Origin of the sequence: Shimia marina, from assembly GCF_001458175.1 — a bacterium.
Lineage (GTDB): Bacteria > Pseudomonadota > Alphaproteobacteria > Rhodobacterales > Rhodobacteraceae > Shimia > Shimia marina.
The window spans coordinates 54,256-66,208 of sequence record NZ_CYPW01000027.1 but is presented as its reverse complement, the minus strand read 5'-3'; the positions used below and the strand labels follow the sequence as shown (position 1 = coordinate 66,208).

Sequence of the window (11,953 nt, the reverse complement as noted above, 5' to 3'; positions counted from 1 at the left end):
TGCTAGAACTCCACCCCCGCCTGCGCTTTGATGCCATCGCGGAAGGGGTGTTTCAGCAAAGTCATCTCTGTCACCAGATCCGCCGCCTCAATCAGCTCCGGCTTGGCATTGCGCCCGGTCAAAAGAACGTGAGTCATCTCAGGCTTTTCGCTCAACAGAAAATCCACCACATCGTCGATATTGAGATAGTCATTGCGCAGCGCGATGTTGATTTCATCGAGCATCACAAAGCGGATCTCCGGGTTGCGGATCAGCTCCTTGGCCAGCTCCCAGCCGGCTTCTGCTTTGGCAATGTCACGTTCGCGATCCTGCGTTTCCCAGGTAAACCCTTCCCCTGACACATGAAATTGCACCTCATCGGGGAAATGTTCCTCCAGAAAGGCCCGTTCTCCCGTCGCCATAGCACCTTTGATAAACTGCACCACAGCCACCGGCATGCCATGGGCGACACAGCGCATCACCATGCCAAATCCCGAAGAACTTTTGCCTTTTCCGGGTCCCGTGTGCACGATGATCAAGCCTTTTTCTTCGGTCTTGGTGGCCATCATACGGTCTCGTGCCGCTTTGATTTTTGCCATCTTGGCCTTGTGACGCTCGTTCTGATCCGTGTTTTCAGACATGCTGCCTCTCCGTTCGCGCTTGACACAGCCGCGATCATTGCCCATTCGGAATGTCGCTGGTTTCTGCTCGTTTTGAGCAGGTGAAAAGGGAATGTGAAACGAGCCTGACGTCAAGGCCCAAAGCGCAGCCGCCCCCGCGACCGTGACCGGAGAGGTCCGCCACAGCCACTGGAGCACTCCGGGAAGGCCGGCGGCCCGTCAGGGCATGTCCCTGAAATCCGCAAGCCGGGAGACCTGCCAGCGGAAATGACATGAACCGGACGGGGTGTTTCGGTGTCGGGCTCTGAAGAAAGGTGTCCCGTGTGCCCCCGTTCCTGAAAAGGGACTGATGACCATGGCTGATGCAACCGCTCCAGTCGACCTGCTTGTCTGCACCACCTGCCGTGCGGGCCAGCCCACCGACATTGAAGGGCCCCGCCCCGGCACACAGCTGTTTGAAGCGCTACAGGCCTCAGATTTGCCGGAAAACGTGACCGTGAAAGGCGTTGCCTGCTTTTCCAACTGCGATTCCGGCTGCTCGGTCACCATTCGCGGCGGCGATGAGCGCTGGACCTACGTCTATGGCAATTTCACTGGCGCAGATGACGCGGAACTGGTCGCAGAAGGCGTGACCAAATACGCTGAAACCGTCGATGGTCTGGTTCCGTGGCGCGAACGCTCCACCCACTTCCGCAAAAACTGCATAGCCCGCATTCCCCCACTGGAGATCCCCGAATGAGCACGCTTGAAAAACTTCCCGTTACCGTCATAACCGGCTTTCTTGGGTCTGGTAAAACCACGCTTGTGCGGGAGTTGATGCAAAACCCACAGGGCAAGCGCCTCGCCGTCATCGTCAATGAATTTGGCGATGTTGGTGTAGACGGAGAAATTCTGAAATCCTGCGCCATCCCGGATTGCCCTGCTGAAAACATTCTGGAACTGGCCAATGGGTGCATCTGCTGCACAGTGGCGGATGATTTCATTCCCACCATCGAAGCCCTGATGGCGCTGGAGCCGCGCCCAGAGCACATTCTTATCGAAACCTCCGGTCTGGCGCTGCCCAAACCCCTGCTCAAAGCTTTTGACTGGCCTGATATCCGCTCCAAGATCACCGTGGACGGTGTGATTGCGCTGGCCGATGCTGAAGCGGTTGCAGATGGTCGGTTTGCAAGCAACGTCGCCGCGGTGGATGCCCAGCGTGAGGCAGATGAAGGTCTGGACCACGAAACGCCCCTGTCGGAAGTGTTTCAGGATCAGATCAACTGCGCTGACATCGTGCTTTTGACCAAACCGGATCTTGCTGGCCCGGAAGGCACGGCCAAGGCGAAAGACATCGTTTTGAAAGCCGCGCCGCGCACCCTGCCTGTGGTGGAAGTGGCAGAAGGCGTGGTGGATCCACGCGTGATTCTGGGATTGGAAGCGGCCGCAGAGGATGACATCGACGCGCGCCCGTCACACCACGAAGACCATCATCACCATCACGACCATGACCATGACCATGACCATGACCATGACGATAATCACCATCATCATGATCACGACCACGATCATGACGCGTTCAACAGCATTGTCGTGGATGTGCCTGAGCAGTCTGATCCGGCCAAATTTGCCACTAAAATCGAAAAAATGGCCAAAGACCAGAATATCTTGCGCGTGAAAGGCTATGCAGCGGTTGCAGGCAAACCAATGCGCCTGCTGGTGCAGGCGGTTGGCGCACGCGTGCGGCATCAGTATGATCGCCCTTGGAAACAAGAGGAAGGTCGTCAGGGGCGCATGGTCGTGATTGCGGAACAGGGTGACGTAAATGTCGAAGCGATCCGCGCAGCTCTGATAGACTAAACCGCCATGCATGTAGTCTTTCGCGAAAGCCATGGCCTTGATGAGGCCGACACCCCGATGGATCTGGGTCAAACCCCGGCCGATCTTGTCGTGCTGTCTTTCTCAGACAGTGATCTGGGGGCTTTCGCGGCGGGCTGGCACCGCAGCAACGGGGATTTGCCTACGCTGCGGCTGGCCAATCTGACAGCCTTGAAACACCCTCTGTCTGTCGACACTTACGTGGAACAGACACTGTCAGGTGCCAAGGCCATTCTGATCCGCCTCATTGGCGGCATCTCTTATTGGCAATATGGCATTCAGCAGGTGTGCGCGCTGGCGCAGGAAAAAGGCATTGCGCTGGCCGTTTTGCCTGCTGATGGGCGCCCTGATGAACGTTTGGACGAGGCCTCAACACTGCCCGTCTCCACCCTGCATCGGCTGACACATCTCTGTGACACGGGCGGCGCAATTGCCGCGCAGGCGGCGCTGGCACAGCTTGCGCTGGCAGCCGGTCTTTATGCCAAGCCGGTCATGGGCTCAAAAACGCTGCCACCCCACGGCGGCTGGACACCAGAACAAGGGCTGTCCGATCCGCTGCAAGCGCGGGATCCCAGCAAGCCTCTGGTGGCCATTACATTCTATCGCGCTTATGTCAGCTCTGCCGATACGGCCCCGATTGAGGCGATGTTTGCAGAGTTTCGCGCGCGCGGCTTTGATGTCATCGGGCTCTTTGCCCCGTCGCTCAAGGTGCCTGATAGCGCGAAATGGCTGGCGCAGACCCTACAAGATTTGCAGCCCGCTGCGATCGTCAACGCCACCTCCTTTTCCGGCAAGGGCGATAGCGGCACCTCGCCTCTGGATGCCACCGAGGCCCCGGTTTTTCAGGTGGCGCTTGCCACATCTCGTAAAAAAGCTTGGGCAGAGTCAGAACGCGGCCTCGCGCCCTCTGATCTGGCGATGCATGTGGTTTTGCCAGAAGTGGACGGGCGGCTCTTCGCGGGAGTCAGCTCCTTCAAAGAGCCGGGCAAAAAAGACCCGGCGCTGGAATACTCCCGCTTTGCCCACCACGCGCAGCCCGAACGCATCCGCGCCGTTGCCGACAAGGTGGAACGCTGGATTGCCCTTGGCGCAAAAGACAATCAAAACAAACAGATTGCCTGTGTGCTGAGTACCTATCCCGGCAAAGACTGGAACATGGCCCACGCGGTAGGACTGGATCCCTTGGCAAGCGTTGATGCCATAATCCAAGATCTGGACGAGGCCGGTTTTGATGTCTCACAGGAGGCACAGCCAGCGCTGCAAGACGCCCTGTTGCACGACACCCTTTCATGGCCGCTCGAAGACTATGTTAGCGCACTGGAAAAACTTCCAGCCTCTTTGCAGGGTAATCTGACCGCCGCATGGGGCACACCAAGCGACGATCCTTCCTTTGCGGACGGGTCCTTCCATTTCAAAGCCGTGCGCCGTGGCAAGCTGCTGATTGCGCTGCAACCAGAGCGCGGCAGCGATCACCTGCGCGAAGATGAATACCACGATCTCTCCCGTGTCCCGCGCCACAGCTATGTCGCCTTTTATCTTTGGCTGCGCGAGATGATCGCCGCCGATGCTCTGATCCACGTCGGCGCGCATGGCACGTTGGAATGGCTGCCGGGCAAATCCGTTGCGCTTTCAGAAACCTGCTGGCCCGAAGCGCTGATCGGGGATCTGCCTGTGGTCTACCCGTTTATCGTCAATGACCCAGGCGAAGCCGCACAGGCCAAGCGCCGCATCAATGCGCTGACTCTCGGCCATGTGCCACCACCGCTCAAAACCAGCGCCACACCGCAAAGATTTGCGCGGTTGGAAACGCTGCTGGATGAGTTTTCAAATGCGGATGGTCTGGATCCCAAACGCCGGGATCGTTTGCAGAGTGACATTCGCGACGAAGCTGACGCACTTGGCCTGCAGGCTGAGCTGGGACTGGATGAGGCCACCTGTCTGGCTGAGGCCATCACCCGCATTGATACGTTTGTCTGTGACATCAAAGAAAGTCAGTTTGGCGACGGCCTGCATGTCTATGGCCGCCCACCCAAAGAGGCAGGCAGCTTTGACGCCGCGCCATCCGCGAAAGCAGAACGCAGCGCATTGTTGCGCGCGCTTAGTGGCAAACGGATCGAGGCTGGCCCCTCCGGCTCCCCTTATCGGGGCCGCAATGATGTTTTGCCCACCGGCCGCAACCTTTTCACAACCGACCCGCGCTCCGTGCCGTCGCGTTCCGCTTATGCGCAGGGCGTGAAGCTGGCCGAAGAACTGGTGCGCCGCCATCTTCAGGAAGAAGGCGATTATCCCAAAAACCTGATCGTGGATCTATGGGGCAGCGCGACCATGCGCACCGCAGGCGAAGAATTCGCCATGGCGTTGCATCTCTTGGGCGCGAAACCTGTCTGGGACGAAGGCTCTGAGCGTGTGTCTGGCGTGGAAATTCTGCCCATCGCCCTTCTTGATCGGCCCCGCGTTGACGTCACACTGCGGGTCTCTGGCCTGTTTCGCGACGTCTTCCCCACGCTCTCGACCCTGTTTGGTCAGGCGGTCAAAGCATTGGCCGAACGCGATGAAGCCGCCGATTGGAACCCTTTTGCAGGCCGCATCACAGCGCCGCGCGTCTACGGCCCGGCCCCCGGCAGCTATGGGCTCGGCATGGGCAGCGATATTGAAAACTACTCTGATGAGGGTCGCAAAGCTGCAGGTGAGGCTTGGCTCAACGCCTCCTCCTATGCGTTTGATGGCGACAAGATCACGAGAGACGCCGCTGGCATTCGCGATCGCGTCAGCGCCGCAGACAGCTTTGTGCACCTACAGGATCTGCCGGAAACAGATGTGCTTGTCGCCTCTGACTACGCGGCTCACGAAGCTGGCTTTGCAGCCGCACAGAAAATCACAGGTGGGCAAGCCAATCTCTATCACGTGGACAACACCAATCCAGAAGCCCCGCGCGCGCGCAGCCTGACCGAAGAAATCGCCCGGGTGGTACACGCCCGCGCCACCAACCCCGATTGGCTGGCCGGCATGATGCGCCATGGCTTCCGCGGCGGAGCGGAGATTGCGGCAACGCTGGATCACATGGGGGCTTTTGCCAATCTGGCCGGAGCCGTCCCCCCGCAGCTGTTTGACGCCTATCATGATGCCACACTAGGCAATGAAGACATCGTGGCCTTTCTGGAGCGCGAAAATCCACAGGCCCTCGCCGCAATGCGCGACCGCTTTGCCGCACTACATGCCGCTGGCCTCTGGGTCACCCGCCGCAATTCCATTCTGGCGAATCTGGAACAGGCTTCATGAGCCGTCCAGAGGCAAAAGGCTGGTGCCCCGGTGCCTACAGACCGATGATGTCGGGTGATGGATTGGTCGTCCGCGTGCGCCCGGTCTTGGCACGTTTGACCGCAGATCAAGTGACCGGCCTGTGTGACACCGCACTCTCCTTTGGTTCCGGACTGATTGACCTCACAAGCCGTGCAAACCTGCAAATTCGGGGCGTGACTGAGGCAAATCACACAGCTGTGCTTGAGCGCTTGGCAGCCTTGGATTTGCTTCCGGATGACCCACTTCTGGAAAGCCGTCGCAATATCTTGATACCCCCGCTTTGGACCGAAGGCGACAGCACCACACAGATCGCGCATGCGCTTATGCGTCGCTTGGCAGATTTGCCAGAACTGCCAGCCAAAGTGGGCTATGCCATCGACATTGATGGCGCGCCGCAGTTCACAAAAAATTCCGCAGACTTCCGCTTTGAGCGCGACAGCAACGGTGCCCTGCTTCTGCGCGCAGATGGCGCGTCACGCGGTCGCGCGATCAATGCAGACAACGCGGTAGATGCGCTGATTGAAATGGCACACTGGTTTATCGACACCGGCGGCATCAAAAGCCGCCGCATGGCGCAACATACGGCATGCAATCCTCTGCCCGCAGATTGGCAAGCCGTGCTGCCCGCCGCCCCTGCACCCGCTTTGACGCCCGGAGACAGACCACTTGGTGCCGTCTTGGGCGCCGCTTTTGGTCAGATCGAAGCGCGCGTTCTGAAACATGTCATGCAGGCCAGCAAAGCAACCGCCCTGCGGGCCACGCCATGGCGTCTGTTCTTGCTGGAGAGCGCAGAGGCCATTGAGACCGACGCATTTATCACCCGTGCAAATGACCCGCTGCTGCATACTGATGCCTGCCCCGGCGCGCCGCTTTGCACATCATCCACTGTGGAAACCCGCGATCTCGCGCGCGCGCTCGCTTCTGAAATCAAAGGCCCGCTGCATGTGTCCGGTTGCGCCAAAGGCTGTGCGCATCCACAACCCTGCAGCACCACACTTGTGGGCCGCGACGGCGTCTTTGATCTTGTCAAAAATGGCCGCGCATGGGATTCCCCCCAAAAATATGGCCTTGCGCCGCGCACCCTCATGAAAGCCCGAGGAGAGCTTTAGTGCCCTACGAATATGAAAAAAATGGTCAGGCCATTTATGATGAGAGCTTTGCAACCATCCGGCGCGAAGCGGAACTCTCTGAATTTGACAAAGACGAAGAACAAGTTGTTGTGCGCATGATCCACGCCGCAGGCATGGTGGGCTTGGAGAAATTCGTGAAATTCACCCCCGGCATGGTCGCAGCCGCCCGCACGGCGATGGAAAATGGCGCGCCGATCTTTTGCGATGCCCGCATGGTGTCTGAAGGAGTCACCCGCCCCCGGTTGCCAGCCAACAACGAGGTGATCTGCACCCTGCATGCTGACGGGATCTACGATCTGGCCAAGGAAATGGGCAACACGCGCTCTGCGGCTGCGCTTGAACATTGGCGCGATCGTCTTGGCGGCGCGATCGTGGCCATCGGCAATGCCCCAACGGCGCTGTTTCACCTGCTCAACATGCTCGAAGATCCAGAGTGCCCGCGCCCAGCTGCCATCATCGGTTGTCCTGTGGGCTTTATCGGTGCCAAGGAAAGCAAAGATGCGCTCTTTGCCGATCAACCCGTCCCCTGCATGATTGTTGAAGGCCGCCTTGGCGGCTCTGCCATGACCGTGGCCGCGATCAACGCCATTGCGAGCCGCAAAGAATGAGCGCGGTTGGCACAATCCATGGCGTCGGCCTTGGCCCCGGCGACCCGGACCTGATGAGCGTGCGCGCGCATCGGTTGTTGACCGAGGCCAAACATGTGGCGTTTTTCCGCAAAGCAGGCCGCAAAGGTCAGGCGCGCCAGATTGTGGAAGGGCTTTTGCCAGACACTGTGGTGGAATTTCCAATGGAATATCCCGTCACGACGGAAATCCCTCTGTCTGATCCGCGCTACAATGAAATGCTCTCTGAGTTCTACGAAGAGGTCACACAGCACTTGATCACGCTCGCCCAGCGCGGCGATGACGTGGTTGTACTTTGCGAAGGTGATCCGTTTTTCTACGGGTCGTTCATGCATATCTATGAACGCGTGCGCAACGTGGTGCCTGTGAAAGTGGTGCCTGCCATCACCGGCATGTCGGGCGCGTGGACAGCAACCGCCGCTCCCATCACCTGGGGAGATGACGTTCTAACCGTGCTGACAGGCACCCTGCCCGAAGACACGCTCACCGACTATATCGCCCGCACCGACGCACTGGTGGTGATGAAGATCGGCACAAATTTTGAGAAAGTCATCTCCGCGCTCAAATCCGCAGGCCGCTATGGCGATGCATGGATTGTGCAATACGCCACCATGCCCAATCAAAACGTCCTGAAACTTTCGGAAATGACCGAAGATGTGACCCCTTATTTCTCCATCATCGTTGTGCACGGACAGGGACGCCGCCCATGAGCGCTGGATCAAAAGGCTGGGTGCAGATTGTGGGCATTGGCCCCGGTGACGACGCACTCGTAACACCACAGGTGCAAGCTGCTCTGGCAGAGGCAACAGATGCTGTCGGCTATATTCCCTATGTGGAACGCGTGGCGCAAAACCCGAACCTCACTCTGCACCCATCGGATAACCGTGTGGAAATTGACAGGTCGCAACATGCGCTGGAGATGGCCAGTGAAGGCAGACGCGTGGTGGTTGTGTCTTCCGGTGACCCGGGAGTCTTTGCCATGGCCGCCGCTGTCTACGAAGCGGTGGAGCACGGTGCCCCTGAATGGCGCAATCTGGACATTCGCGTGCTGCCCGGCATCACAGCAATGCTCGCAGCATCCGCCGCCTGTGGCGCGCCTCTGGGCCATGACTTCTGTGCCATCAATCTCAGCGACAACCTCAAGCCCTGGGCCCTGATCGAAAAGCGCCTGCGCCTTGCCGCCGAGGCCGATTTTGCGATGGCGTTTTACAATCCACGTTCCAAGTCTCGCCCAGAAGGTTTTGAAAAAGCGCTTGTGGCGCTCAAAGAAGCCTGTGGTGACAACCGCCCCATGATTTTTGCGCGCAATGTCTCACGTCCGGATCAAACCATAAAAATCGTGCCACTTCAGGACACCACGCCCGATATGGCAGACATGCGCACCGTGGTGCTGTTAGGGTCCAGCCAGACACGAACTATTGAGAGGGACGGCGCGCCCTTCGTTTACACGCCGCGCTCTGCCGAAAAATGATCCCGCGACGCCGGATAATACAACCGTCACAGCCCCAAGTGCTGCAAAACTGCTTCTGCCGAACTGATTTCAGACCGAGGCGGCAGCGCGGGGCGGTCAATCATGACCACCGGCAATCCAAGCTCGCGCGCCGCGTGCAGCTTGGCCTCGGCACCGATACCGCCCGCGTTTTTGCACACCACCACGTCGATATCATGGCTTTGCATGAGCGCGCGATCTCCGGCCAGATCAAACGGGCCTCGGGCCACGATCACTATGTGGTGGGGCAAAGGCGGCGCCACGTCTGGCGTATCTACAAGGCGCAAGACATAGTGATGCTGCGGCTGCGCCACAAAGGCGGGCAGGTTCAGCTTGCCCAGCGCCAGAAGGACACGTTTGGGCACGCCCTGCAGCGAGGCCACAGCCCCCTGAATATCCTCCACATGCTGCCAACGGTCTCCCTCCACCGCTTGCCACGCCGGTCGAGTCAGCGCACAGAGCGCCACCCCCAATTGCCCACAGGCCTCATAAGCATTCCAGCTCATCTGCGCGGCAAAAGGATGCGTGGCGTCCACCACATGGGTGATGCTATGCTCGCGCAGATACTGCACAAGCCCAGCCACACCTCCAAAACCGCCCACCCGCGTGGGCAACGGCTGTGCCTTGGGGCTGGCCACACGCCCCGCATAAGAATACACCGCATCTGCGCCTTGATCGGCCAAAAGGCGGGCCAGCTGGCTGGCCTCGGTTGTGCCACCGAGAAGAAGGAGTTTGGCTGTCATGTCTGATAATCCGTGGCTGACCATTGTCGGGCTCGGCGAAGATGGCCCAGATGGGCTGGCACCTGCAAGCCTCAAAGCTCTGTCTGAGGCAGAAGTGGTGATGGGAGCTGCGCGCCATCTGTCGCTGTTGCCGGATCTGAGGTGTGAGACCATTGTCTGGCCGGTGCCTTTTGCCGATGGTGTGCCGATCCTCATGCAGCAGCGCGGGCGCAAAACGGTGGTTCTGGCCTCAGGCGATCCCTTCTGGCATGGCGCAGGCGGCAGTCTGACCAAACTTCTGGACGCAGGTGAATGGCGCAGCCTGCCGGCCCCCTCAACCATGGCTCTGGCCGCTGCGGTCTTGGGCTGGCCCCTGGAGCAGACCCTCACGATGGGGTTACATGCCGCGCCTTTCGCGCGGCTGCGCCCCCATCTTGCCACCGGGGAGCGCGCCATTGTCACACTACGCGACGGGGCCGCTGTCGCCGATTTTGCCGCTTGGCTAAGCGACATTGGCTTTGGTCCCAGCGATCTCACTGTGTTGGAAGCCTTGGGCGGTCCGCGTGCACGCATTCGACACACTACGGCCAACGCTATGACATTGACAGAAATCGCACATCCCGTGTCAGTCGCGCTTGACGCCAAAGGCACCGACGCGCTGCCGCAGGCTTCCGGACGCCCAGATCAGTTTTTTGACAACGACGGGCAGATCACCAAACGCCCGATCCGCGCATTGACGCTTTCTGCTCTGGCCCCCTTGCCCGGAGAGCACCTCTGGGACATCGGTGGCGGCTCTGGCTCCATCGCCATTGAGTGGCTGCTCGCCCATCCGCGCACAGAGGCTACCAGCGTCGAAATCAACCCGGAGCGCGCCGCGCGCATCCGCACAAATGCCGCAAACCTTGGTGTGGACCGCCTCACCGTGGTCACCGGTGCTGCCCCGGAAGCCCTCGAAGGGCTTGCACAGCCCGATGCTGTTTTCATCGGTGGCGGGGTCAGTGAAGGGATGCTGCAAACGGTTTGGCAAAACATGCCCCAAGGTGCCCGCCTTGTGGCCAATGCAGTGACTTTGGAGGCCGAAGTCTTACTGGCCAATTGGCACAGCGCACATGGCGGCGAGCTCTTGCGTATTGAGCTCGCCCATGCAAATCCTCTGGGCCGCAAACGGGGCTGGAAGTCCAGCTATCCCATTGTGCAATGGAGCGTGATCAAATGAATGTCGCCGGTTTTGGCTTTCGGCAATCAGCCACTCTAGACAGTCTGCGCAGCGCGCTGGCGGCTTGTGCCGGGGGCCATGGCGTCCCAGCGTTGGCCGCGCTTGCTACTCCGCAGGACAAAGCAGAAACAGAGCTTTTCAAACGCTTCGCCGCAGAGCTTGCCCTGCCTGTGATCGCCCTCGCACCCGACACGCTACATGCCATGGAAACACCCACACAATCCGCCACCGTGCAAACCCTGCGCGGCACCGGCTCAATTGCCGAGGCCAGCGCGCTGGCGGCCATTGGCACCCATGCCAAACTTACCCACAGGCGCGTGGTTTCAGAGGACCGCTGCGCCACCTGTGCCATCGCACAAGGAGACAGCCTATGACCGTTCATTTCATTGGCGCAGGCCCCGGTGCCGCCGATCTGCTCACGCTGCGTGGGCGCGACCTGATCGCCGCCTGCCCTGTGTGCCTTTACGCAGGCTCTCTGGTGCCCGATGCCATCCTTTCCCATTGCCCGCCTGAGGCGCGCGTGATCAACACCGCCCCGCTGGATCTGGACGCCATCGTGGCCGAATGCAAAGCGGCCCATGCAAAGGGGCGGGATGTGGCACGCCTGCATTCTGGTGATCTTTCAGTCTGGTCCGCCATGGGGGAACAGATCCGCCGCCTGCGGGCCGAAGGCATTCCCGTCTCCGTGACACCGGGCGTGCCAAGCTTCGCCGCGGCCGCCGCAGCTTTGCAAACCGAGCTCACCCTGCCCGGCCTTGCCCAATCCGTGGTGCTGACCCGCACCCCGGGGCGCGCCTCCTCCATGCCAGAAGGCGAAACGCTCAAGAACTTCGCCGCCACCGGCGCAACGCTCGCCATTCATCTGTCTATTGGCAATCTGGATCAGGTGATTTCCGATCTCGCCCCGGCCTATGGCACAGACTGCCCAGTGGCTGTGGTCTACCGCGCCAGCTGGCCCGATCAGCAGATCATCCGCACCACGCTCGCCACCCTGAAGGCCGATGTGACCGAAAA

General features: G+C 59.9%; 12 protein-coding genes and 1 riboswitch. Of the genes, 10 read left to right on the top strand and 2 right to left on the bottom strand.

Annotated elements, in window-relative coordinates:
- Nucleotides 1-2: 2 nt before the first annotated feature.
- Nucleotides 3-620 carry a cob(I)yrinic acid a,c-diamide adenosyltransferase gene (gene cobO, locus SHM7688_RS13000; protein WP_058240925.1) on the bottom strand — a complete coding sequence of 206 codons (618 nt, stop codon included), beginning with the start codon at nt 618-620 and terminating at the stop codon, nt 3-5.
- 40 nt (nt 621-660) lie between these two features.
- A riboswitch (cobalamin riboswitch) is annotated at nt 661-876 on the top strand.
- A gap of 78 nt (nt 877-954) precedes the next feature.
- Between cobO and SHM7688_RS12995 the strand changes: the two genes are divergently transcribed.
- The 7 genes from SHM7688_RS12995 to cobJ are packed head-to-tail and all read left to right on the top strand — an operon-like array spanning nt 955 to nt 8,983.
- Nucleotides 955-1,338: a DUF1636 family protein gene (locus SHM7688_RS12995; RefSeq protein ID WP_058240924.1), complete on the top strand. Its 384-nt coding sequence runs from the start codon at nt 955-957 to the stop codon at nt 1,336-1,338.
- Nucleotides 1,335-2,438 carry a cobalamin biosynthesis protein CobW gene (cobW, locus tag SHM7688_RS12990; RefSeq protein ID WP_058240376.1) on the top strand — a complete coding sequence of 368 codons (1,104 nt, stop codon included), beginning with the start codon at nt 1,335-1,337 and terminating at the stop codon, nt 2,436-2,438. The genes SHM7688_RS12995 and cobW overlap by 4 nt, the downstream gene beginning before the upstream one ends.
- A 6-nt stretch (nt 2,439-2,444) precedes the next feature.
- Nucleotides 2,445-5,735, top strand: a complete 3,291-nt coding sequence (cobN, locus tag SHM7688_RS12985) for a cobaltochelatase subunit CobN (protein ID WP_058240375.1) — start codon at nt 2,445-2,447, stop codon at nt 5,733-5,735.
- A complete protein-coding gene (locus SHM7688_RS12980; protein WP_058240374.1) occupies nt 5,732-6,865 on the top strand; it encodes a ferredoxin-like domain-containing protein in 1,134 nt (377 codons plus the stop codon). The genes cobN and SHM7688_RS12980 overlap by 4 nt, the downstream gene beginning before the upstream one ends.
- The gene (locus tag SHM7688_RS12975) at nt 6,865-7,494 is read left to right on the top strand and encodes a precorrin-8X methylmutase (protein ID WP_058240373.1); all 630 of its coding nucleotides are present in this window, start codon (nt 6,865-6,867) and stop codon (nt 7,492-7,494) included. Before SHM7688_RS12980 ends, SHM7688_RS12975 begins: the two co-directional genes overlap by 1 nt.
- Nucleotides 7,491-8,222: a precorrin-2 C(20)-methyltransferase gene (cobI, locus tag SHM7688_RS12970; protein ID WP_058240372.1), complete on the top strand. Its 732-nt coding sequence runs from the start codon at nt 7,491-7,493 to the stop codon at nt 8,220-8,222. Before SHM7688_RS12975 ends, cobI begins: the two co-directional genes overlap by 4 nt.
- The gene (gene cobJ / locus SHM7688_RS12965; RefSeq protein WP_058240371.1) at nt 8,219-8,983 is read left to right on the top strand and encodes a precorrin-3B C(17)-methyltransferase; all 765 of its coding nucleotides are present in this window, start codon (nt 8,219-8,221) and stop codon (nt 8,981-8,983) included. Before cobI ends, cobJ begins: the two co-directional genes overlap by 4 nt.
- A 26-nt stretch (nt 8,984-9,009) precedes the next feature.
- Here the strand turns inward: cobJ and SHM7688_RS12960 are convergent, their stop codons facing one another.
- Nucleotides 9,010-9,744, bottom strand: coding sequence for a cobalt-precorrin-6A reductase (locus SHM7688_RS12960; RefSeq protein WP_188128102.1), 735 nt, complete (start codon nt 9,742-9,744; stop codon nt 9,010-9,012).
- Between SHM7688_RS12960 and SHM7688_RS12955 the strand changes: the two genes are divergently transcribed.
- The 3 genes from SHM7688_RS12955 to cobM form a co-directional block, all read left to right on the top strand.
- Nucleotides 9,743-10,939 carry a bifunctional cobalt-precorrin-7 (C(5))-methyltransferase/cobalt-precorrin-6B (C(15))-methyltransferase gene (locus SHM7688_RS12955; RefSeq protein ID WP_058240370.1) on the top strand — a complete coding sequence of 399 codons (1,197 nt, stop codon included), beginning with the start codon at nt 9,743-9,745 and terminating at the stop codon, nt 10,937-10,939. The genes SHM7688_RS12960 and SHM7688_RS12955 overlap by 2 nt on opposite strands.
- Complete coding sequence (locus SHM7688_RS12950; protein ID WP_058240922.1) at nt 10,936-11,313, top strand: cobalamin biosynthesis protein; 378 nt, start codon at nt 10,936-10,938, stop codon at nt 11,311-11,313. Before SHM7688_RS12955 ends, SHM7688_RS12950 begins: the two co-directional genes overlap by 4 nt.
- Nucleotides 11,310-11,953, top strand: a 644-nt coding sequence (gene cobM, locus SHM7688_RS12945) for a precorrin-4 C(11)-methyltransferase (RefSeq protein WP_083499058.1), incomplete at its 3' end; no start/stop codon positions are given. The genes SHM7688_RS12950 and cobM, both read left to right, overlap by 4 nt.